This is a genomic window from Microbacterium sp. NPDC060117 (genome assembly GCF_042729315.1).
Classification (GTDB): domain Bacteria; phylum Actinomycetota; class Actinomycetes; order Actinomycetales; family Microbacteriaceae; genus Microbacterium.
Map to the genome: position 1 here is coordinate 452626 of NZ_JBHWXR010000004.1, position 20958 is coordinate 473583.

A 20958-nucleotide genomic window follows, 5' to 3' on the forward strand; every position below is an offset into this window, starting at 1 on the left:
AGATCCTGTGCCAGACTCTCCGCAGCGAAGAACTCACTGTGGAGGTTCCATGAGCGGTCCCATGTCCGTACCTGCTCAGAGCACGACCGATGCGGCCACCGGCGGCGTCGAGATCTCTGGCGTCACCAAGTACTACGGTGAGGCGACGGCCGTCGACCGGCTGTCGCTGTCGATCCGGCCGGGGGAGTTCCTCTCCCTTCTCGGTCCCTCGGGATGCGGCAAGACCACGACCCTGCGCATGATCGCGGGCTTCGAGCACCCCGACGAGGGCGACATCCGCCTGAGCGGCCGGAGCGTCCTCGGCCTTCCCCCGCACAAGCGGGAAGTGAACACGGTCTTCCAGGCGTACGCGCTGTTCCCGCACATGACGGTGGCGGAGAACGTCGCCTACGGACTGCAGCAGCGCGGGGTGCCCAAGGCCGAGCAGCGCGAGCGCGTGGCCGAGGCCCTCGACATGGTGCAACTGCGTCGCTTCGCCGACCGCAAGCCCACCCAGCTGAGCGGCGGGCAGCAGCAGCGCATCGCGCTGTCCCGCGCTCTGATCAACCGCCCCAGCGTGCTGCTGCTGGACGAGCCGCTCGCGGCTCTCGACCGCCAGCTGCGCGAGGAGATGCAGCTCGAGCTGAAGCTGCTGCAGTCCCGGCTCGGCACGACCTTCGTGTTCGTCACGCACGACCAGGCGGAGGCGCTGTCGATGAGCGACCGGATCGCGGTGATGCGTGCGGGGCGGATCGAGCAGCTCGCCGCCCCCGCCGACATCTACGCCGAACCGGCCTCGGCCTACGTGGCCTCGTTCATCGGCCAGCAGAACTTCCTGCACGGGACGGCACTGGGCGGCGACGCCGTGGACACCTTCGCGGGAACCGTGCACGGCCGCTGGGGCGGCGCGCAGAGCGCTCCCGGATCCGCCGCCGTCGCCGCGATCCGCCCGGAGTTCGTGCGGCTCGCTCCTGCGGGACGTGCGGACGAACCCGGCCTCGACGGCACCGTGCTGGGCGTCTCGCATCTGGGAGAGACCCTGCAGGTCGCCGTGGACGTGGGCCGCGAGCAGACGTTCCTGGTGCGGATCCCCGCTCCCGGCGCGCCGGCGGTGGCCGTCGGCGACGCCGTGCGCTGCACCTGGAGCGACGCCGACGTGCGCATCTTCGCCGGCGACGGGATCCCCGAGACGGCCACCCACGTGATCGCCCTGCCCAAGGAAGCGGCCTGATGGCGTACGGCGGCGCTCACGGCCACGCCCCGGTGCGGGTGCTCGCGAACGCTCCCTCCGCACGCAAGATCGGTGCCGAGCTGACGCGGCGCGGCTTCCTCGCGACCGCGCTCGCGGCCTCGGGCGCCGTGCTGTTCACCGCCTGCGCCCCGCAGAAGGCGTCCGCGGCATCCCAGGCGAACGGCGGTCCGCTCGAGGACAAGCTCTCGATCTACACCTGGAGCGACTACGACAATCCGGATCTGCTGAGCGCCTTCACGAAGAACAAGGGGCCGAAGATCGTCGTCGACGCGTTCAACTCGAACGAGGAGCTCGTCGCGAAGCTGGTCGCCGCACGCGGCACGTCGGGCTACGACATCGTCGTCCCGACGGGTCCGTTCATCCTCCCGATGGCCGAGAACGGTCTGCTGGAGCGGCTGAACCTCGACCTGATCCCGAACTTCCAGACGATGAACCCCCACTTCATCCACCGCACGTTCGATCCGAAGAACGAGTACTCGATCTGCAAGGCATGGGGCACGACGGGCTTCGCCTACGACAAGACCGTGATCAAGCGGGAACTGACCGGGTGGGCCGACTTCATCGATGCGGCGCAGAACGAGGCCTCCGGGAAGACCTCCCTCCTCGATGACCCGGCGCCCATGTGCGGCATCTACTTCTGGTCCCACGGGATCGACTGGAACACGACGGACGAGAAGCACCTCGCGGACTGCGAAGCGTTCATGACGAAGGAGATCGCCCCGCACGTGATCTCCTTCGACTCCGCACCCGGCGGACAGATCATCCCGCAGGCGACCGCGGCACTCGTGCAGGTGTACAACGGCGACGCGCGCACCGGAATCGCGGCATCGAAGAATCCGGAGCGCTGGCAGTGGGTGCTGGGGGCCCCGGCGACCGAGATCTGGATGGACAACTGGTCGATCGCAAAGGGGGCGCCGCACCCCGAGGCGGCGCACGCCTTCATCAACTTCATCATCGCGCCGGACGTGCAGGTGAAGCAGATGGACTACATCGGCTACGACACCGGCGTCGAGGGCAATCAGCAGCGGGCCGAGGCGGCGGGATTGGAGAACCTCGACATGGTCTTCTTCACGGAGGAGCAGATCGCCACGATGCACGAGGGGAAGTTCACGAAGGCCCAGGAGCGGATCGTGGCGATCTGGAACGCGACGAAGGCGGCCGCCGGTGCGTAAGCTCAGGATCCGCTTCGGCCTGGCCCTGCCCGCCTGGGTGTGGCTGCTCGTCTTCTTCGTCGTCCCGATCGGCGTCGTGGTCTGGTACAGCTTCGGCTACAAGCCGAGCATCTTCTCGACCAACGCGAACGACAAGCTGTCCTTCGATCGCTACGTCGAGGCCCTCTCGCCCACCTTCTTCGCGACCTTCCAGAACACGCTCTGGGTCGGCATCGCCGGAACCGCCCTGTGCCTGATCATCGGCGCTCCCGTCGCGTACTGGATCGCGGTGAAGTGCGCGCCGAGCAGGCGCGGGATGTTCCTCGCCCTGGTGATGGTGCCGTTCTGGACCAACTTCCTGGTGCGCACGATCGGCTGGCAGATCATCCTGGCGCCCGAGGGCTGGCTCTCGCACGCACTGCAGTTCCTCGGCGTGATCCCGGGGCCCCTGGGGATCCTGAACACCCGCGGTGCGGTGCTGCTCGGCGTCGTCTACAACTATCTGCCGCTCATGATCCTGCCCCTGTTCGTGGCATTCGACCGCGTCAGCGGACCGCTGCGCGAGGCGAGCAAGGACCTCGGCGCCGGCAGCTGGCAGACGTTCTTCCGCGTGACGATCCCGCTCGCGCAGCCCGGCATCATCGCCGGGGTGCTGCTGGTCTACATCCCGCTCATGGGCGACTACATCACGGCGACCGTCCTGGGCGGTGCGAAGGGCAACATGGTCGGTCAGATCGTCGCCAGCCAGTTCCAGACCGCGCAGAACTGGGCGCTCGGATCCGCGATGGCCGTGCTGCTCATCCTCACGATCGCCCTGTCGATCGGCGTCATGGCGGCGATCGGCTGGCTCGTCACGATCCCCATCCGCCGCAGCTACCGACTGACGCTGGAGGACGCACGATGACCGTCGTCGCAGAACGCCCCGCCGAGCAGGCGGATCCGTCACCGTCCACGACCCGGGCGGGATCCGGTCGCCGTGTGAAGGCGCCCCGCAACGTCAGTCGCTGGCTGCTGCCGCTGTGGGCGACGCTCGTGTTCGTCTTCCTGTTCCTGCCGATCGCCGTCGTGATCGTGTATTCGTTCAACGTCGGCCGACTGCTGATCTCGTGGGACCACTTCGGCTTCGACTCGTTCGCCGCGATCGTCACCAAGCCGGCCGTCCGCGACGCCGTGCTGGTCTCGCTGCGCACCGGTCTCATCGCGGCCGTGCTCGCGACGGCGCTCGGCACCCTCGCCGGCATCGCGATGGCACGCACCCCCGGCAAGTGGGTGCCGTGGTTCCTGGGACTGCTGCTGCTGATCTCGGTGACGCCCGAGATCGTGGACGCGGTGGCGCTGCTGCCCTGGGTCGTCTTCCTCGGCCAGGATCTGGGGCTGTCGATCTTCAACGACGGCACCGTGCGCCTCGTGATCGGCCAGTCGCTGTTCTCCATCGCGATCGTGTCGTACATCGTGCGGGCGCGCCTGGTCGGCCTCGATGCGAAGCTGGAGGAGGCCTCGGCCGATCTCTACGCCAAGCCGTTCACCACCTTCGCGAAGGTCACGCTGCCGCTCGCGATGCCGGCCGTCCTCGCGGGCTTCCTGCTCTCGTTCACGCTGGGGCTGGACAACACGATCGTCTCCGCCTTCGTGCAGGTCTCGGGCACCACGCCCTGGCCCGTGTACGTGCTGAGCGCGCTGCGCAGCGGCCTGCGTCCGGAGATCGCCGCGGTGTCCACGATCATGCTCGTGCTGACGCTCGGGGCTCTCGCGCTCGTGGCCCTGGTCTTGAAGAAGGCAGGCGACTCCGCGGCCGACATCGCCCGGACGATGGCGGGAGGCTGAGCCGGGCGGCTAGCCTCGGCTGCGTGGACGCCTCCGACCTCGCCGCCCTCCGCGGCGGACTGCTCGCCTTCTGCTATCAGATGCTGGGCTCCCCGTTCGACGCGGAGGACGCGGTGCAGGATGCGCTCGAACGGGCCTGGCGCGGCCGCGCGTCCTACGATCCGGCCAGGGCCGCCCTGTCGACCTGGGTGTACCGCATCGCGCGCAACGTCTGCGTGGACAGGCTTCGCGAGATGCCGCGCCGCCCGCTCCCGCGCGACCTCACGGATCCGGGCATCGACGTCGGCGCCCCTCTGGTCCCGGCCATGGACGTGCCGTGGCTGGTGCCGGCGCCGACCCGCTGGTGGGCCGACTCCGAGCCGGAGCGGGCGGTCGCCGAGGCCTCCGGGGTGCGGCTCGCGGTGACTCTCGTGCTGCAGGCGCTGCCCCCGAAGCAGCGCGGGGTGTTCATCCTGCGCGAAGTGCTCGGGCATTCCGCGGCGGAGACGGCCCTGATCCTCGAGACGAGCGTGCCGTCGGTGAACTCGGCGCTGCAGCGCGCGAAGGCGGCAGTGGCAGAGCGGTCCTCTCGCGCCGCGCCGCTGCGGCGCGAGACGGTCGAGCGGTATGCGCGCGCCATCGAGCAGGCCGACGTCGCGGCTCTCGCAGAGCTCGTCGCCGATGACGTGCTGTTCGAGATGCCGCCCGTGCCGTACTGGTCGATCGGTCGGGAGACCTACGCCGCGTTCATGGCGCACCTGTTCGACGGGCAGGGCACGCGCTGGCAGACCCGCCCGATCTCGGCCAACGGGCAGCACGGCTTCCTGCTCCTGCGCGTCGATGAGGACGGCCCTCAGCCGCACACCGTGCAGCTGTTCGAAGCCGATGCGACGGGAACCAGGATCGGCCACGTGCTGGTGTATCGCGACGCGGCGCTGTTCGCCCTGTTCGAGCGCGACGGCGTCGTCGCCGTATGAGGGACCCGAACGGATCCCGCCCGCACCGATGAGTTCGACGGCCCTCGTCCGTACACCCTTGTGAAGCCCTCCGCGGAGGATCCGCATCGGGGCACGACGCAAGGAGCACGACATGGCACGCATCATCGTGGCGCAGTTCATCACCCTCGACGGGGTCGTGGAGGACCCGGACGGATCGGACGGCACGCCCTTCGGAGGGTGGGCGTTCCGCCATGGCCGGGAGGCGATCGCGGGAGACAAGTTCGGCTACGGGACGATCCTGCAGACCGGCGTCTTCCTGTTCGGACGCCGCACCTGGGAGTCGTTCTCGGCTCTGTGGCCGCCGCGCGACGCGACGGATCCGTTCGCCCGCGCGTTGAACGCCGCGGACAAGGCGGTCGTCACGGGCGGTGACGTCGACCTCGATCGCTGGCAGCACTCGCGGCGGGTCGAGTCGGATCCGGTGGGCTGGGCGCGGGAGATCGCGGCGGAGCGCGACGTCATCGTGATCGGCAGCGGCTCGCTCGTCGACGGCTTCGTCGCGGCCAGTGCCGTCGACGAGTACCGTCTGCGCGTCTTCCCGACGGCGACCGGTGCCGGCCGCCGGCTGTTCCCCGACGGCGCGGCGCTCGACCTCGTGAGCGTCGAGCAGATGGGGCCGACGAGCCTCGTGATCGCGACACCGTCCGCTCGGGGTCGTTGAGCGAGGACGCCGCACGGTCGTTGAGCGAGGACGCGCAGCGACCGAGACGAAACGCAGATCGAGACGAAACGCCGCACGGGTTCAGAGGAAGCGGATGCAGAGGAAAGGGGAGGGCGGATCCCCATCCGCCCTCCCCGTGTCGCGTCCCCAGCGACTACAGAACCGACTCGGCCTCCTTCAGCACGCCGCGCAGGATCCCGGCGATCTCGCGGAACTCCGCCGGACCGATCGTCAGCGGCGGTGCGAGCTGGATCACGGGGTCGCCGCGGTCATCGGCGCGGCAGTACAGTCCGGCCTCGTAGAGCGCGCCGGAGAGGAACCCGCGCAGCAGCCGTTCCGACTCGTCGTCGTCGAACGTCTCACGCGTGGTCTTGTCCTTGACCAGCTCGATCCCGAAGAAGTAGCCGTCGCCGCGCACGTCGCCCACGAGCGGCAGGTCGAGCAGGGTCTCCAGCTCGGCGCGGAACAGCGGTGAGTTCTCCCGCACCCGCTCGTTGAGCTTCTCCTCCTCGAAGATGTTCAGGTTCTCCAGCGCGACCGCAGCCGAGACCGGGTGCCCGCCGAACGTGTAGCCGTGCGGGAACGACAGGTCGCCGTGCGCGAAGGGCTCGTAGATCCGGTCGCTCACGATCGCGGCGCCCAGCGGGGAGTAGCCGCTCGTGATGCCCTTGGCGCAGGTGATGATGTCGGGCACGTAACCGTAGGCGTCGCACGCGAACATGTGCCCGATCCGGCCGAACGCGCAGATCACCTCGTCGGAGACGAGCAGCACGTCGTAGCGGTCGCAGATCTCGCGCACGCGCTGGAAATAGCCGGGAGGAGGCGGGAAGCACCCGCCCGAGTTCTGCACCGGCTCGAGGAAGACCGCGGCGACCGTGTCGGGACCCTCGAACTGGATCATCTCCTCGATCCGGTCGGCCGCCCAGACACCGAACGAGGCGGGATCCGTCGGCGCGCCCATCTCGGCGGCGCGGTAGATGTTCGTGTTCGGAACGCGGAAGCCGCCCGGGGTGACCGGCTCGAACATCGCCTTCATCGCGGGGATGCCGGTGATCGCGAGCGCACCCTGCGTCGTGCCGTGATAGGCGATCGAGCGTGAGATGACCTTGTGCTTGGTGGGCTTGCCCTGCAGCTTCCAGTAGTGCTTGGCGAGCTTGAAGGCGGTCTCGACGGCCTCGCCGCCGCCCGACGTGAAGAAGACCCGGTTCAGATCGCCCGGGGCGTAGCCGGCGAGCCGGTCGGCGAGCTCGATCGCGGCCGGGTGCGCGTACGACCACAGCGGGAAGAACGCCAGCTGCTCCGCCTGCTTCGCGGCGGCCTCGGCCAGCCGCTTGCGGCCATGACCGGCGTTGACGACGAAGAGGCCGGCCAGCCCGTCGATGTACTGCTTGCCGGTGTCGTCCCAGATGTGGTGTCCCTCGCCCCGGACGATGATCGGCACACCGGTGCGGTCCATCGTGGACTGCCGGGTGAAGTGCATCCAGAGGTGATCGTGTGCTTTCTGTTGCAGATCGGCGCTCATGTTCCGATCTTGTCACTCGAAATCGGAATTGACAACAGAAATCGAAGGTTGAAGTCCCCGGATCCTGCGGATTCCGAGGTCACGGGTTCCGGCGGCGGAATCACGCCGTCACGGCAGCTGGACGACCTCGGTGTCCGGCATGGGCGCGGCGTCGCGGTCGCGCAGATCCGGGAAGAACCGCACGAACACCGCCGAGACGACGAGCGCCGCCGCCGCGAAGCACGTGGCGGCGAGGTAGGCGCCCGTCGGGCTGTGCAGGCTGTCGATGAGGAATCCGGCGATGGCGGATCCGGCGGCCGCGCCGATCAGCTGCCCGGTGCCGGCCCAGCCGAACGCCTCCGCGGTCTCGGAGAACTTCACGCTCGCGGAGGTGATCGCGAACAGCACCGCGAGGGCGGGGGCGATGCCGATGCCTGCCGCGAGCAGGGTGCCGCCGAGCCAGAACACGTTGAGGGAGACCATGGTCAGCGCGAGACCGACGGTCACGATGGTCAGCCGCCGTGCCATCGCCCACGGCCCCATGGGCACCCGGCCCGAGGCGAGACCGCCGACGAGGCTTCCCACGGAGAAGACGGCGAGCACGAGCCCCGCCTCCAGGCCGCCGTGGTCGAAGGTCTTCACCACGCCGGCCTCCACCGCGGAGCAGGCGCCGATGAGGAGGAAGCCGATGACCGTGGCCAGCAGCACCGGCGGCTTCAGCACGACGGCGCCGAAGCCGCGGCGGCTGCGCGGGATGCGCACGCGCCCGACCTCGGGGGAGAGGATGAACCAGGCTCCGCCGCCCACGAGCACCGCGGCGACGAGCAGCAGGCCCTGCACGGTGCCGACCTGCGTGGACACGATCGTGATGACGACGGGCGCCACGATCCAGATGATCTCCTGCAGCGATGCGTCCAGCGAGAACAGCGGCGTGAGCTGCGAGGAGTTCACGAGCTTCGGGTAGATGGTGCGCGCGGCGGACTGGATCGGCGGGGTGGAGAGCCCGGCGATCAGGCCGAGCACCACGAAGCCGGCGAGCGGCAGGAACGAGAAGAACGCCAGTCCGAGGAATGCGAGCACGCAGATCGACAGGGTCAGCGTGAGCACGGGGCGCATGCCCCAGCGGCCCATCCAACGGCTGGTGACGGGGCCGGACACGGCCTGTCCGATCGACGACGCCGCCAGCACGAGTCCGGCCGCCCCATAGGATCCGGTCGCGTGCTGCACGTGCAGCAGGATCGCGAGGCTCGCCATGCCGTTCGGGAACCGCGCCGTCAACTGCGCGGCGATGATGCGCCCGACTCCCGGTACGCGCAGAAGCTCCTTGTATCCCGATCCGGCCACGGATCAACGCTACAGGTCGCGGGGCGCGGAGAGCAGGTCCCGCGTCCGCCCGGACCGTCCTGCGCGAGGAGCCGATGCGACACGCCGACGACACGCCGGAGGACGATTTCCACAGGCTGAGGAATGTCCGCGGCCCCTTCTAGCGTCGGATCTGTGGAGGGATCCGACGGGGGCGTCCGCGAGCCGCGGGAAACCGCGGTTCGGGAGGGCTCCGCGGCCGCCCCGGGCTGTGGACAGAAGCGTGGAGAACCTGTGTTGTAGCGGTGGAATACGGTGGAAAACTACACAGTTGTAACTACTAGCCCTTGTGGTCGATCCGAATGTCCGCACCTATATGTAGTATTGAACTCCCGGCAGGGCCACCTGTCCGAAAGCCGGGTTCTGAGGGGAAGAAGAGGCGCAATACATGTCCATCACGGTCTACACCAAGCCCTCCTGCGTCCAGTGCAACGCGACCTACCGCGCGCTCGACGCCAAGGGCATCGAGTACGAGATCCACGACGTCTCCGAGGACGCCGCGGCGCTCGAGCACGTGAAGTCGCTCGGCTACCTGCAGGCGCCCGTCGTCGTCACCGACGAGGACCACTGGTCGGGCTTCCGTCCCGACAAGATCGACGAGCTCGCCGCTCGCCTGGCGTAATCGCGGAGGAGGCGATCTCATGAACGCCGCCACCGCGACCGCCGCGCCGCTTCTGGTCTACTTCTCGAGCATTTCGGGCAACACCGCCCGGTTCATCGAGAAGTTGGGCCTGGAGGCGCGGCGGATCCCGCTGCACAGCACCGAGGAGCCGCTCGTCATCGATGAGCCCTTCGTGCTGGTCACGCCGACCTACGGCGGCGGGCAGGGGCGCGGCGTCGAGAAGGGCGCCGTGCCGAAGCAGGTCATCCGGTTCCTCAACGACGAGCGCAATCGGCGACACATCCGCGGAGTGATCTCCGCAGGCAACACCAACTTCGGCGACGCGTTCTGCGCCGCCGGTGACATCATCAGCCGCAAGTGCCACGTGCCCCACTTGTACCGGCTCGAGATCTACGGCACACAGGACGACGTCGATCGCGTGAGCGACGGATTGGAACGATGGTGGGTATTGCAGTCGAAGAGCACGCAGAGCGTGACGCAGTGAAGGCCGAGGCCGACTACAAGGCGAACCAGGCGTACGAGGGGCTCGATTACCACGCCCTGAACGCGATGCTGAACCTGTACGACGCGAACGGGCAGATCCAGTTCGGCGCCGACAAGCGCGCGGCACGGGAGTACTTCCTGCAGCACGTCAACCAGAACACGGTGTTCTTCCACTCGCTCAAGGAGCGCCTGGACTACCTCGTCGAGAAGGAGTACTACGAGGGCGCCGTCCTGGACAAGTACTCGTTCGACTTCATCAAGGAGCTCAACGAGTTCGCCTACTCGAAGAAGTTCCGCTTCGAGACCTTCCTCGGTGCGTTCAAGTACTACACGAGCTACACGCTCAAGACGTTCGACGGCAAGCGCTACCTGGAGCGCTTCGAGGACCGCGTCGTGATGACCGCCCTCGCGCTCGCCGACGGCGACGAGGACGTGGCGAAGAACCTCGTCGAGGAGATCATCTCCGGCCGCTTCCAGCCGGCCACCCCGACGTTCCTGAACGCCGGCAAGGCGCAGCGCGGCGAGCTCGTCAGTTGCTTCCTGCTGCGCATCGAGGACAACATGGAGTCGATCGCCCGCGGCATCAACTCCGCCCTGCAGCTGTCCAAGCGCGGCGGCGGCGTGGCGCTGCTGCTGAGCAACATCCGCGAGTCGGGCGCCCCGATCAAGCAGATCGAGAACCAGTCCTCGGGCATCATCCCCGTCATGAAGCTGCTCGAAGACAGCTTCTCCTACGCCAACCAGCTCGGTGCTCGTCAGGGCGCCGGCGCGGTGTACCTCAACGCGCACCACCCCGACATCATGCGGTTCCTCGACACCAAGCGCGAGAACGCCGACGAGAAGATCCGCATCAAGACGCTGTCGCTCGGCGTCGTCGTGCCGGACATCACGTTCGAGCTCGCCAAGAACGGCGAGGACATGTACCTCTTCTCGCCGTACGACGTGGAGCGCGTCTACGGCGTGCCGTTCGGCGACATCTCGGTGACCGAGAAGTACCGCGAGATGGTCGACGACCCGCGCATCAAGAAGACGAAGATCAACGCGCGCGAGTTCTTCCAGACGATCGCCGAGATCCAGTTCGAGTCGGGCTACCCGTACATCATGTTCGAGGACACGGTGAACAAGGCCAACCCGGTCAAGGGCCGGATCAACATGTCCAACCTGTGCAGCGAGATCCTGCAGGTCAACACCCCGACGACGTACAACGAGGACCTCTCGTACGCGCAGATCGGCAAGGACATCTCCTGCAACCTCGGCTCGATGAACATCGCCCTCGCGATGGACGGGGGCGACCTCGGCGCGACCGTCGAGACCGCGATCCGCGGCCTCACCGCGGTGAGCAACCAGAGCCACATCGCCTCGGTGCGCTCGATCGAGGACGGCAACGACCGCTCGCACGCGATCGGCCTGGGCCAGATGAACCTGCACGGCTACCTGGCGCGCGAGCACGTCTTCTACGGATCCGAAGAGGGCGTCGACTTCACGAACATCTACTTCTACACGGTGCTGTTCCACGCGCTGCGCGCCTCGAACAAGCTCGCGATCGAGCGCGGGACGGCGTTCGACGGCTTCGATGACTCGACCTACGCGTCCGGTGCGTTCTTCGACAAGTACATCGATCAGGAGTGGGCGCCCGCGACCGAGAAGGTCGTCGAGCTGTTCGCCGGTCACCACATCCCGACGCAGGCCGATTGGGTGGAGCTGAAGGAGTCCATCCAGAAGCACGGCATCTACAACCAGAACCTGCAGGCCGTGCCGCCGACCGGATCCATCTCGTACATCAACAACTCGACGAGTTCGATCCACCCGATCGCGTCGAAGATCGAGATCCGCAAGGAAGGCAAGCTCGGTCGCGTCTACTACCCGGCGGCGTTCATGACGAACGACAACCTGGAGTACTACGAGGACGCGTACGAGATCGGCTACGAGAAGGTCATCGACACGTACGCCGCGGCCACGCAGCACGTCGACCAGGGCCTGTCGCTCACGCTGTTCTTCAAGGACACGGCGACCACGCGCGACATCAACAAGGCGCAGATCTACGCCTGGCGCAAGGGCATCAAGACGATCTACTACATCCGCCTGCGTCAGATGGCGCTCGAGGGCACGGACATGGCCGAGTGCGTCAGCTGCATGCTGTGAACCTCCGATCAGGCATTCTTCTGAAGGATTGATATGACTCCCGAACCGCTCAAGCTCGTCGATCGCGTCCAGGCGATCAACTGGAACCGCATCCAGGACGACAAGGACCTCGAGGTCTGGAACCGTCTGGTGAACAACTTCTGGCTGCCCGAGAAGGTGCCGCTGTCCAACGACATCCAGTCGTGGAACACGCTCACCCCGGAGGAGCAGACGCTCACCATGCGGGTGTTCACCGGCCTGACGCTGCTGGACACGATCCAGGGCACCGTCGGCGCCGTGTCGCTCATCCCCGATGCGATCACCCCGCACGAGGAGGCCGTCTACACGAACATCGCGTTCATGGAGTCGGTGCACGCGAAGAGCTATTCCTCGATCTTCTCGACGCTGTGCTCGACGAAGGAGATCGACGAGGCGTTCCGCTGGTCCGTGGAGAATCCGAACCTTCAGAAGAAGGCTCAGATCGTCATGGACTACTACCGGGGCGACGAGCCGCTCAAGCGCAAGGTCGCCTCGACCCTGCTGGAGAGCTTCCTGTTCTACTCGGGCTTCTACCTGCCGATGCACTGGTCGTCGCGGGCGAAGCTCACCAACACGGCTGACCTCATCCGCCTCATCATCCGTGACGAGGCCGTGCACGGGTACTACATCGGCTACAAGTTCCAGCGCGGCCTCGAGACGCTCGACCAGGCCAAGAAGGACGAGCTGAAGGACTACACCTTCTCGCTGCTCTACGAGCTCTACGACAACGAGGTGCAGTACACCCAGGACCTGTACGACGGCGTCGGCCTCACCGAGGACGTCAAGCGCTTCCTGCACTACAACGCGAACAAGGCGCTGATGAACCTCGGCTACGAGGCGATGTTCCCGGCGACCGTGACGAACGTGAACCCGGCGATCCTGTCGGCGCTCTCGCCCAACGCGGACGAGAACCACGACTTCTTCAGCGGTTCCGGATCCTCCTACGTCATCGGCAAGGCCGAGGCCACGGAAGACGAGGACTGGGACTTCTGAGTCGCAGCATACGAGAGGCCCGGATCCGCGATCATCGCGGGTCCGGGCCTCTTCCTGTGCCGAAAGGGATCAACCCGCCTGGTGCTCGGCGGCGACGTCGAGGATCCAGGTCACGCCGAAGCGGTCGGTCAGCATGCCGAATCCCCGGCTCCAGGCCGATGCGGCGAGCGGCTCGATGATCGATGCGCCCGCGGACAGCGCGTCCCAGTGCTCCTTCACCTCGTCCAGGGCGGTGCCGCGCACGGAGACGAAGAAGGGCTGCTCGGTGAGCGTGACGCCGTTCTCGCGGCGCGTCGGACCGCCGGTCGCGAGGTCGGCGGGCGCGCCGGGAATGTCGTAGGCCATGACCCGGAAGCCGCCCTCGGACTCGAGCTGCCCGAAGACGACGTCGTCGGCACCGGGGGCGTCCTTCGGCATTCCGAAGTCACCGTAGGTCGCGATGCCGAGCCGACCGCCGAACACGGCCTGATAGAACTCCAGCGCCTGGCGCGCGTCGCCGCGGAAGTTGAGGTGGGTGGTCGTCGTGATGCTCATGAGCGCTCCTTGATCAGGTGTTGTCCCGGCTTCCCCCGGACTCGCTCAGCCTCGCATCCATATAGGTCAGATCATGTCCTACACCGGAAGTACTGTTCATACATGGCCGCTCCCACGTCACGCCTGCTCACCCTGCTGTCGCTCCTGCAGACCAGACGCGACTGGCCGGGATCGACCCTGGCCGAGCGGTTGGAGGTCAGCCAGCGCACGGTCCGCCGCGACATCGATCGACTCAGGGAGATGGGGTACCGCATCCAGGCGACCATGGGGCCGGACGGCGGATACCGCCTGGGTGCGGGCAGCGAGCTCCCGCCCCTGCTCTTCGACGACGAGCAGGTCGTGGCGCTCGCCGTCGCGCTCCAGGCCGCGACGGCTTCCGGAGCCGGCATCGAGGAGGCCTCCCTGCGCGCGCTGACCACGATCCGTCAGGTGATGCCGTCTCACCTTCGGCACCGCCTCGATGCGCTCCGCTTCACCACGCTCCCGTCGCGCCCCGACGACGACCTGCGGGATGCGGTCTCGACCGGCGTGCTGATCGCGATCTCGGCTGCGGTGCGGGCCGACGAGGTGCTGCGCTTCGACTACACGAGCGGCGCTCCTCGTGCGAACGACGACCATCGGCCTCCGCGGCGGGTGGAGCCGCATCACCTCGTGACCGCCCGGGGTCGCTGGTATCTGGTCGCCTGGGATCTCGACAGGGATGAATGGCGGCTCTTCCGCGCCGATCGCATCGCGCCGCGCACACCTGCGGGCCCGCGATTCGCGCGCCGGGAGATCCCGGGCGGCGACGTCGCCGAATACGTCTCGGCGCGGTTCAAGGGCTCTGCCGAGGGGGACCGCTGGCCGTGCCAAGGCAAGGTCGTCCTCTCTCTGCCCGCTCGTGACGTGCTGCCGTTCGCGGGTGGCGGAGTCGTCGAGGACCTCGGCCCCGACCGGTGCTCGCTCGAGATCGGCTCGTGGTCCTGGATCGCCCTCGCGGCGGACCTCAATCGGTTCGACACCGACATCGAGGTCGTCCGCCCTCCGGCACTCGCGCACGCGTTCGCCGTGCTGGCTGAACGGAACGCGGCGACCGCCCGGGGGAAAGGTACGCCCGGTTCAGCAGTTGCGAAGGCGGCCGCTGATACCGTCTCCTGACGGCGGACGAGGGGAGACACGGTGGCCGACGACCCGACCCTCGGACTGACGCTGAGCGGCGGCGGCGCCTACGGCGCGGCCCAGGCCGGAGTGCTGCAGGTGCTCGCGGAGCGCGGCATCCGCCCCGGGATCGTCGCGGGGACCAGTGCCGGCGCCCTCCTCGGGGCCGCATATGCGGCCGGATTCGATGCCGATGCGATCGAACGCGCGGTCCGCGGCTTCCGCTGGGGCGCGATCGCGCGATGGTCACTGCGCCCGCGCTGGGGCCTGCTCGACACTCATGCCGTGACGGACGCGATCCACCGAATCCTCGGGCGCGACCCACTGATCGAAGACCTGCCCCGCCGCTTCGGCGCCTACGCGACGGATCTGCGCACGCGCAGCGGCGTGATCCTCGACCGCGGTCCGCTCAGCACCGCCCTGCGCGCCACGGTCGCCGTCCCCGGGGTGCTGCCGCCGATCCGCCGCGATGGCGCGCTCCTCGCCGACGGCGGGATGGTCGACAACGTCCCCGACTCCGTGACCCGCGCGCTCGGCGCAGAGCGGACGATCGTCGTCCGCCTGCACGCGAAGTGGGAGAACGTGCGCATGATGCGCACCGTCACCGCGACGGCCGACCTCGTCGCCGATCCGACCGTGATCCTCATCCAGCCGCAGATGGAGCGCATGGCGCAATGGGTGATGAAAGATGTGCCCCGGCTCATCGCGGAAGGGCGTCGCGCCGCGGACGAGGCCCTGGATGCCGCGCATCGTGACGGCCGCCTGATGGCCGCTGCCTAGGCCGCCGCCTGCCCGCACGCCCTGGCGCCACCCGTCTTCGCGCCGGGGTTCCCCGGGCCTTCGCACCAGGGTTCCCCGGTCCTGATCCAGGGCGCCGCCGTGGCACCAGCGTTCAGAGGCCCCGCAGGGTGCTTTCGTGCCGGATGTGCAGGCGTCGCATGCCCGTCGATGCATATGGATGCGCGTACGGTGAGAACAGCGATCGGCACCTGCCCTTGGCTCCAGCTCCGGCTCGTCCGGACACAGGGAAGGCGCTCGCGATGTCATCCACCTACGCCGAGACTCCGTCCAGGCTCGGACCCGTCCGACAGACCTACGCCCGCCAGGAGGACTTCCCGCACGTCGCGCGGGCGTTCGTCGAAGTGTCCCGGGTGGTGCGGGAGACCGGACTGATGCAGCGCACGCCGCGGTTCTACATCTTCGTGGCGATCGGGATCGCGATCGCATTCGGCGGTGCGATCACCGGATTCATCCTGTTCGGAGACAGCTGGTACCAGCTGCTCATCGCCGCCGCGCTGGGGATCATCTTCACCCAGGTCGCGTTCCTCGCGCACGAGGCCGCGCACCGGCAGATCCTCGCCTCCGGCCCGGCGAACGACCGGCTCGCCAGATTCCTCGCGGCGGCGGTCGTAGGGATCAGTTACTCGTGGTGGGACTCCAAGCACAGCCGTCACCACGCGAACCCGAACCGCGTGGGCAAGGACCCGGACATCGAGGTCGACACCATCTCCTTCCTCGAGGAGGACGCGGTCCAGGCGCGGGGTCTGCGCCGGATGATCACCCGCAAGCAGGGCTGGCTGTTCTTCCCCCTCCTCACCCTCGAGGGCCTGAACCTGCACTACCTCGGCATCAAGCATCTCGCCGGCCGGGAACCGGTCAAGGGCCGCTGGACGGAGATCGGCATGATCGGCGCCCGGTTCGCCCTGGTGCTGACGCCCGTCTTCCTGCTGCTCCCGCTCGGCAAGGCCTTCGCGTTCGTCGGCGTCATGCTCGCCGTGTTCGGCGTGTACATGGGGGCCTCGTTCGCACCGAACCACAAGGGCATGGCCGTGATCGCCCCGGAGGCCCGACTCGACTTCTTCTCGAAGCAGGTGCACACCTCGCGCAACATCCGCGGCGGCTGGTGGGCCACCTGGCTCATGGGCGGCCTGAACTACCAGGTCGAGCACCACCTCTTCCCGAGCATGTCCCGGATGCACCTCGCACAGGCGAGCGAGATCGTCCGCGAGTTCTGCGCCACGCACGGCGTCCCCTACACCGAGACCTCGCTCTGGCGGTCCTACGCGATCGTCATCGACTACCTCAACCGCGTGGGCCTCGCTGCGCGGGATCCGTTCGACTGCCCCATGGTCGGGCAGTACCGGCGCGCCTGATCGGGGGCGCCCGGCTCCTCGCCGCGGCCTCAGAAGACGCCTCGGGGCAGCCCTGGCGGAAGACCGCTCAGGCGAGGTCGGCGAAGAGCGCCATCGTCTCGGGACCCATCTCGACCTGGGTCAGGATCACCCGGAACGAACCGTCGGGGGCGACGTACACGTCGGTGCCCAGCCCTCCGGACCAGCCGTAGCGACCCCGATGCGGCCCTTCGGTCTGCACGGCGACGCCGTAGCCCCAGCCCATCCCGTCCCAGAAGCCGGGGAAGAAGCTGTCCGGCGTCTTGAGGCGCGCGGGAACGCGGTCGGTCCGCATCTGCTCGAGCAGTGCGGGCTGCACCATGATGCGATCGCCGGCGCGGCCGCCGGAAGCCAGCATCCGGGCGAAGGCCGCATAATCCGACGCCGTCGAGACCAGCTCGGCATGACTCAGGTCGAACGGCGCCGGGGCCACGTAGAAGCCCGATGCGGCGGGTTCGATCTCGATGAGCGCGCCCGGCCCGTCGTGGCGGTGCGCCGCGGGGAGACGATGTGCCTGCGGCTGCGGAACCGAGTATCCCGTGTCGGTCATGCCGAGCGGATCGAAGATCTCGTCCGAGAGGTGATCCTGCAGGGGGCGGTCCGCGACGCGGCTGAGCAGGATCCCGAGGATCCCGAACGAGTGGTGGTAGCGCCATCCCGCACCGGGCTGGAACATCAACGGGAGCTCAGCGAGGGCGTCGAGCCAGTCCTGGGCGCCGAGCGCGACGGGATCCTGACTCGCCTGGGTGCGACCCCGCGCCATCGCATCCTGCAGCGGTCCGGGAGCGGTCGTCATGCCGTAGCCGGACGTGTTCGTGAGCAGATGCCTGACGGTGATGGGCGATCGGGCGGGTACGACGTCGTCGAGCGCCGCACCCGGAGCACGCAGCACGCGGCGGTCGGCAAGCTCCGGAAGCCACCGCTGCACGGGAGCGTCCAGCTCGAGCCGTCCCTCCTGCACCAGCCGGAGCGTCGCGACGGCCAGGACGGGTTTCGTCATCGACTGGATGCGCACGATGGCGTCGACGGGGAGATCGCCGGAGGAGACGATGTCCAGCCGTCCGTCGTCGGCTCCATCCGCGACCACGATGCCGGGCGCGGTGCCGCCCGCGACATGCCTGTCGAGGATCTCCTGCAACTCCGTGGTCGTCATCGTCCGGCTCCTTCACGTGCGCAGGCGTCATCGTAGGGGTGGTCCCGGCCCACTCTAGGCGGAGAGCGGGAGTGGGCGCCCTCGTCCGCGCCGAAGGCCTCCGCCGCCGGTTGTCAACCCCCGTGCCACGGCGCGGGGTCCGGCCTAGTGTCGGACCGTTCGACCACCCAGTCACCGAACGGAGGCCCTTCTCATGGGCATCGGAACCGGCATCGTCCTCTTCGTCATCGGCGCGATCCTCGAATTCGCGCTCAACATCCAGGTCACCTGGATCGATCTGCACCTCGTTGGCTACATCCTGATGATCGCCGGTGCGGTCGTGTTCCTGCTGAGCCTGATCCTGATGCTCACGCGGCGCGGGCGCCGCACCGGGCCGGTCGACGACGAGGATCTGCTCTGACCGAGAATCGGCCGGGCGGAGAGGCGTCGCGAGGGTCGGCGAAGCGTCGGCGCGTCAGAGACCGCGGTGCGCGGCCCATCGTCGGGCCGCCTCGGTCGCCGCGCCCGTGATGAGCGCATCGATCGCGGGGGAGTGCCGCACCGGGAACGACACGTAGGCGCCCCGCCCACCGGCGACGGGACGCCCGTACGCCTTCGCCGCGAGTGCCCCGTCGGGCAGGAGCCTCACGGTGAGGGACTGCAGTTCGAACCGTTCGCCGCGGCGCTCGTCCTCCCACCGCAACTCCGGCGGGATGGTGACGTTCAGCGCGAGCGCGCCGATCTCGATCTGGTCGTCGCCCACGTCGGCGCCTCAGGCCTTCCGCTGCTCGCGGTAGTACGCGAGCAGCGCCCGGGTGGAGGGATCCTGGGCGTCGATCGCGTCCTGATCGCCCTCGATCGCAGGCGCGATCTGCAGGGCCAGCTGCTTGCCGAGCTCGACGCCCCACTGGTCGAAGGAGTTGATCCCCCAGATCACGCCCTGCGTGAAGGTGATGTGCTCGTACAGGGCGATCAGCTGACCGAGCACGGCCGGCGTCAGCGCGGGGGCGAAGATCGACGTCGTCGGACGATTGCCGGCGAAGGTCCTCGCCGCCACGAGCGCGCCGGTCGTGCCCTCTGCCTCGACCTCCTCGGCGGTCTTTCCGAACGCGAGCGCCTTCGTCTGGGCGAGGAAGTTCGCCAGGAAGAGGCCGTGCACGTCGCGGCCGTCGTCGGCGAGAGGGTAGGCGGGATTCGCGACGGCGATGAAGTCGGCGGGGATCAGTCGCGTGCCCTGGTGGATCAGCTGATAGAACGCGTGCTGGCCGTTCGTGCCGGGTTCGCCCCAGAACACCTCGCCGGTGTCGGTCGTCACCGGCGACCCGTCCCACCGCACGGACTTGCCGTTCGACTCCATCGTGAGCTGCTGCAGGTAGGCGGGGAAGCGGCTCAGCTGCTGCGCATAGGGGAGCACCGCGTGCGACTGCGCGCCGAGGAAGTTCGTGTACCAGACGTTGAGCAGGCCCATCAGAACCGGAACGTTGCGCTCCAGCGGCGTGGCGCGCACGTGCTCATCGACGGCGTGGAAGCCGGCGAGCAGCTCGCCGAACGCGGCGGGGCCGAACACGATCGCGAGCGACAGGCCGATCGCGCTGTCGACCGAGTACCGTCCACCGACCCAGTCCCAGAAGCCGAACGCGTTGGTCGGGTCGATGCCGAACGCGGCGACCTTGTCCAGCGCCGTGGAGACGGCGACGAAGTGGTGGGCGACCGCGTCGCTGCGCACCTCATCGGTGGCGACGTCGACCCCGGCCTCGGCGAGACGCGCCCAGAGCCAGTCACGGGCGAGGCGCGCGTTGGTGAGCGTCTCCAGGGTCGTGAACGTCTTCGAGGCGACGATGAACAGCGTCGTCTCAGGATCCAGATCCGCCGTCTTCTGGGCGATGTCGGTCGGATCGATGTTGGAGACGAAGCGGGCCTGGATGCCCGCGTCGGCGTAAGGCTTGAGCGCCTCGTAGACCATGACCGGGCCGAGGTCGGATCCGCCGATGCCGATGTTGACCACGTGGGTGACCTTCTTGCCCGTGACGCCGCGCCATGCGCCGGAGCGCACGCGATCGGCGAACGCGCTCAGCGCGTCGAGCACGGCGTGCACGTCGTGATCCACGTCCTGGCCGTCGACGACCAGCTCCGGGGTCGCTCCCGCAGGCCGACGGAGGGCGGTGTGCAGCACGGCACGATCCTCGGTCGTGTTGATGTGCTCGCCCGCCAGCATCGCGGCGAAGCGCTCGGCGACGCCGGTCTGCTCGGCGAGCTGAACCAGGGCCGCTCGGATCCCGGGCGTGATGAGGTTCTTCGACAGGTCGACCCGGAGGTCGGCCAGATCGAAGGTCAGGCTCTGCACGCGCTCCGCATCGGCCGCGAACCACCCGCGCAGATCGGGCGAGAACGACTCGCGCAGCGCGGTGAGCGCGGTCCAGGCGGGTGTTGCGGTGGCGTCGATCGGGGAGCTCATGGTGCCACGCTAGCGCGCGCGACGGCACCTGTGCGGACGATGTCACGCCGGCCGCAGACGAGAGGGGGCGGGGCGCACCTGACACCCCGCCCGCTCAGGGTCAGGCCTGCGCGCTGCGGTCCGGAAGCTCCTGCAGCGTCCAGCGGTTGCCATCGGGATCGGCGAACGTGACGAAGCGGCCCCAGGCCTGCTCGTCGACATCGGTCGCCTCCGCACCCACGCTGCGCAGGTGCGCCAGAGCCTCGTCGGCGTTCGGCACGACGACCTGGATCGTGTTCTGCCTGCCCGGTTCGAGGTCGATCCCGAGGTTGGTTCCGAACGCGATCGAGCACGCGGATCCGGGGGGCGTCATCTGCACGAAGCGCAGCCCGTCGAACGGCGTCTGGTCGTGGTCGGGGTTGAAGCCGATCCGCTCGTAGAACTCCTTCGAACGATCGACGTCCGTGACCGGCACGAAGATGAGCTCGATCTTCCAGTCCATGCTGCACGCTCCTCTGAGTGGGAATTCCGTGGCGGAGGATCCGCCGTCGATCCGACGCTACGCCGGGCGTCGGACATTCGACT

Annotated in this window: 21 protein-coding genes; 14 read left to right on the forward strand and 7 right to left on the reverse strand. The window is 68.3% G+C overall.

Translation table 11 applies throughout. The features are described 5' to 3' along the window. Window positions 1–49: 49 nt before the first annotated feature. From ACFWCK_RS17910 to ACFWCK_RS17935, 6 genes are all read left to right on the forward strand, one after another. Window positions 50–1210 (forward strand): ABC transporter ATP-binding protein, encoded by a 1161-nt coding sequence (locus ACFWCK_RS17910; RefSeq protein WP_233311388.1) that lies wholly within the window; start codon window positions 50–52, stop codon window positions 1208–1210. After that, entirely contained in the window at window positions 1210–2403 is a 1194-nt protein-coding gene (locus ACFWCK_RS17915) for a spermidine/putrescine ABC transporter substrate-binding protein (protein WP_378807162.1), read from the forward strand. Before ACFWCK_RS17910 ends, ACFWCK_RS17915 begins: the two co-directional genes overlap by 1 nt. Continuing rightward, window positions 2396–3286 carry an ABC transporter permease gene (locus tag ACFWCK_RS17920; RefSeq protein ID WP_233311386.1) on the forward strand — a complete coding sequence of 297 codons (891 nt, stop codon included), beginning with the start codon at window positions 2396–2398 and terminating at the stop codon, window positions 3284–3286. Before ACFWCK_RS17915 ends, ACFWCK_RS17920 begins: the two co-directional genes overlap by 8 nt. Further along, the gene (locus tag ACFWCK_RS17925; RefSeq protein WP_378807163.1) at window positions 3283–4206 is read left to right on the forward strand and encodes an ABC transporter permease; all 924 of its coding nucleotides are present in this window, start codon (window positions 3283–3285) and stop codon (window positions 4204–4206) included. The genes ACFWCK_RS17920 and ACFWCK_RS17925 overlap by 4 nt, the downstream gene beginning before the upstream one ends. A 23-nt stretch (window positions 4207–4229) precedes the next feature. Continuing rightward, the gene (locus tag ACFWCK_RS17930) at window positions 4230–5162 is read left to right on the forward strand and encodes an RNA polymerase subunit sigma-70 (RefSeq protein WP_378807164.1); all 933 of its coding nucleotides are present in this window, start codon (window positions 4230–4232) and stop codon (window positions 5160–5162) included. A 112-nt stretch (window positions 5163–5274) separates the two neighbouring features. After that, entirely contained in the window at window positions 5275–5844 is a 570-nt protein-coding gene (locus ACFWCK_RS17935) for a dihydrofolate reductase family protein (RefSeq protein ID WP_378807165.1), read from the forward strand. A gap of 154 nt (window positions 5845–5998) precedes the next feature. Here ACFWCK_RS17935 and ACFWCK_RS17940 read toward each other — a convergent pair whose 3' ends face one another. Together ACFWCK_RS17940 and ACFWCK_RS17945 are read right to left on the reverse strand one after the other, a co-directional pair. Beyond that, entirely contained in the window at window positions 5999–7366 is a 1368-nt protein-coding gene (locus ACFWCK_RS17940) for an aspartate aminotransferase family protein (RefSeq protein ID WP_378807166.1), read from the reverse strand. Between the two features lie 108 nt (window positions 7367–7474). Further along, on the reverse strand, window positions 7475–8638 hold the full coding sequence (locus ACFWCK_RS17945) for an MFS transporter (protein ID WP_378807390.1): 1164 nt from the start codon (window positions 8636–8638) through the stop codon (window positions 7475–7477). A gap of 457 nt (window positions 8639–9095) precedes the next feature. On the opposite strand from ACFWCK_RS17945, the gene nrdH reads away from it, so the two are divergent. The 4 genes from nrdH to nrdF are packed head-to-tail and all read left to right on the forward strand — an operon-like array spanning window position 9096 to window position 12965. After that, window positions 9096–9329 (forward strand): glutaredoxin-like protein NrdH, encoded by a 234-nt coding sequence (nrdH, locus tag ACFWCK_RS17950; RefSeq protein WP_045273567.1) that lies wholly within the window; start codon window positions 9096–9098, stop codon window positions 9327–9329. A 19-nt stretch (window positions 9330–9348) separates the two neighbouring features. Further along, window positions 9349–9813: a class Ib ribonucleoside-diphosphate reductase assembly flavoprotein NrdI gene (gene nrdI / locus ACFWCK_RS17955; RefSeq protein ID WP_233311381.1), complete on the forward strand. Its 465-nt coding sequence runs from the start codon at window positions 9349–9351 to the stop codon at window positions 9811–9813. Then, complete coding sequence (gene nrdE / locus ACFWCK_RS17960; protein ID WP_267920812.1) at window positions 9768–11954, forward strand: class 1b ribonucleoside-diphosphate reductase subunit alpha; 2187 nt, start codon at window positions 9768–9770, stop codon at window positions 11952–11954. The genes nrdI and nrdE overlap by 46 nt, the downstream gene beginning before the upstream one ends. 33 nt (window positions 11955–11987) lie before the next feature. After that, on the forward strand, window positions 11988–12965 hold the full coding sequence (gene nrdF, locus ACFWCK_RS17965; protein ID WP_375908371.1) for a class 1b ribonucleoside-diphosphate reductase subunit beta: 978 nt from the start codon (window positions 11988–11990) through the stop codon (window positions 12963–12965). A gap of 69 nt (window positions 12966–13034) precedes the next feature. On the opposite strand, the gene ACFWCK_RS17970 is transcribed toward nrdF, so the two are convergent. Further along, window positions 13035–13499 (reverse strand): VOC family protein, encoded by a 465-nt coding sequence (locus tag ACFWCK_RS17970; RefSeq protein WP_378807167.1) that lies wholly within the window; start codon window positions 13497–13499, stop codon window positions 13035–13037. 102 nt (window positions 13500–13601) lie between these two features. Here ACFWCK_RS17970 and ACFWCK_RS17975 point away from each other — a divergent pair, with 102 nt between their 5' ends. From ACFWCK_RS17975 to ACFWCK_RS17985, 3 genes are all read left to right on the forward strand, one after another. After that, on the forward strand, window positions 13602–14636 hold the full coding sequence (locus tag ACFWCK_RS17975) for a helix-turn-helix transcriptional regulator (RefSeq protein WP_378807168.1): 1035 nt from the start codon (window positions 13602–13604) through the stop codon (window positions 14634–14636). Between the two features lie 21 nt (window positions 14637–14657). Then, window positions 14658–15416 (forward strand): patatin-like phospholipase family protein, encoded by a 759-nt coding sequence (locus ACFWCK_RS17980; protein WP_378807169.1) that lies wholly within the window; start codon window positions 14658–14660, stop codon window positions 15414–15416. Window positions 15417–15676: 260 nt separating this feature from the next. Then, the gene (locus tag ACFWCK_RS17985) at window positions 15677–16789 is read left to right on the forward strand and encodes a fatty acid desaturase family protein (RefSeq protein ID WP_378807171.1); all 1113 of its coding nucleotides are present in this window, start codon (window positions 15677–15679) and stop codon (window positions 16787–16789) included. 67 nt (window positions 16790–16856) lie between these two features. Here the strand turns inward: ACFWCK_RS17985 and ACFWCK_RS17990 are convergent, their stop codons facing one another. Next, window positions 16857–17960 carry a serine hydrolase domain-containing protein gene (locus tag ACFWCK_RS17990; protein WP_378807172.1) on the reverse strand — a complete coding sequence of 368 codons (1104 nt, stop codon included), beginning with the start codon at window positions 17958–17960 and terminating at the stop codon, window positions 16857–16859. Between the two features lie 193 nt (window positions 17961–18153). Here ACFWCK_RS17990 and ACFWCK_RS17995 point away from each other — a divergent pair, with 193 nt between their 5' ends. Continuing rightward, window positions 18154–18360, forward strand: a complete 207-nt coding sequence (locus ACFWCK_RS17995) for a DUF6458 family protein (RefSeq protein ID WP_374107826.1) — start codon at window positions 18154–18156, stop codon at window positions 18358–18360. Between the two features lie 54 nt (window positions 18361–18414). Here ACFWCK_RS17995 and ACFWCK_RS18000 read toward each other — a convergent pair whose 3' ends face one another. The 3 genes from ACFWCK_RS18000 to ACFWCK_RS18010 form a co-directional block, all read right to left on the reverse strand. Next, complete coding sequence (locus tag ACFWCK_RS18000; protein ID WP_378807173.1) at window positions 18415–18702, reverse strand: hypothetical protein; 288 nt, start codon at window positions 18700–18702, stop codon at window positions 18415–18417. A gap of 9 nt (window positions 18703–18711) precedes the next feature. Continuing rightward, the gene (gene pgi, locus ACFWCK_RS18005) at window positions 18712–20394 is read right to left on the reverse strand and encodes a glucose-6-phosphate isomerase (protein WP_378807174.1); all 1683 of its coding nucleotides are present in this window, start codon (window positions 20392–20394) and stop codon (window positions 18712–18714) included. A gap of 100 nt (window positions 20395–20494) precedes the next feature. Then, complete coding sequence (locus ACFWCK_RS18010; RefSeq protein WP_233311372.1) at window positions 20495–20875, reverse strand: VOC family protein; 381 nt, start codon at window positions 20873–20875, stop codon at window positions 20495–20497. Window positions 20876–20958 lie beyond the last annotated feature (83 nt).

Coding starts and splice junctions, on each gene's coding strand:
- ACFWCK_RS17910 (WP_233311388.1), top strand. CDS start 50: ATGAGCGGTCCCATGTCCGTACCTGCTCAGAGCACGACCGATGCGGCC.
- ACFWCK_RS17915 (WP_378807162.1), top strand. CDS start 1,210: ATGGCGTACGGCGGCGCTCACGGCCACGCCCCGGTGCGGGTGCTCGCG.
- ACFWCK_RS17925 (WP_378807163.1), top strand. CDS start 3,283: ATGACCGTCGTCGCAGAACGCCCCGCCGAGCAGGCGGATCCGTCACCG.
- ACFWCK_RS17935 (WP_378807165.1), top strand. CDS start 5,275: ATGGCACGCATCATCGTGGCGCAGTTCATCACCCTCGACGGGGTCGTG.
- ACFWCK_RS17940 (WP_378807166.1), bottom strand. CDS start 7,366: ATGAGCGCCGATCTGCAACAGAAAGCACACGATCACCTCTGGATGCAC.
- nrdH (WP_045273567.1), top strand. CDS start 9,096: ATGTCCATCACGGTCTACACCAAGCCCTCCTGCGTCCAGTGCAACGCG.
- nrdI (WP_233311381.1), top strand. CDS start 9,349: ATGAACGCCGCCACCGCGACCGCCGCGCCGCTTCTGGTCTACTTCTCG.
- nrdE (WP_267920812.1), top strand. CDS start 9,768: ATGGTGGGTATTGCAGTCGAAGAGCACGCAGAGCGTGACGCAGTGAAG.
- nrdF (WP_375908371.1), top strand. CDS start 11,988: ATGACTCCCGAACCGCTCAAGCTCGTCGATCGCGTCCAGGCGATCAAC.
- ACFWCK_RS17970 (WP_378807167.1), bottom strand. CDS start 13,499: ATGAGCATCACGACGACCACCCACCTCAACTTCCGCGGCGACGCGCGC.
- ACFWCK_RS17975 (WP_378807168.1), top strand. CDS start 13,602: ATGGCCGCTCCCACGTCACGCCTGCTCACCCTGCTGTCGCTCCTGCAG.
- ACFWCK_RS17985 (WP_378807171.1), top strand. CDS start 15,677: ATGTCATCCACCTACGCCGAGACTCCGTCCAGGCTCGGACCCGTCCGA.
- ACFWCK_RS17990 (WP_378807172.1), bottom strand. CDS start 17,960: ATGACGACCACGGAGTTGCAGGAGATCCTCGACAGGCATGTCGCGGGC.
- ACFWCK_RS17995 (WP_374107826.1), top strand. CDS start 18,154: ATGGGCATCGGAACCGGCATCGTCCTCTTCGTCATCGGCGCGATCCTC.
- pgi (WP_378807174.1), bottom strand. CDS start 20,394: ATGAGCTCCCCGATCGACGCCACCGCAACACCCGCCTGGACCGCGCTC.
- ACFWCK_RS18010 (WP_233311372.1), bottom strand. CDS start 20,875: ATGGACTGGAAGATCGAGCTCATCTTCGTGCCGGTCACGGACGTCGAT.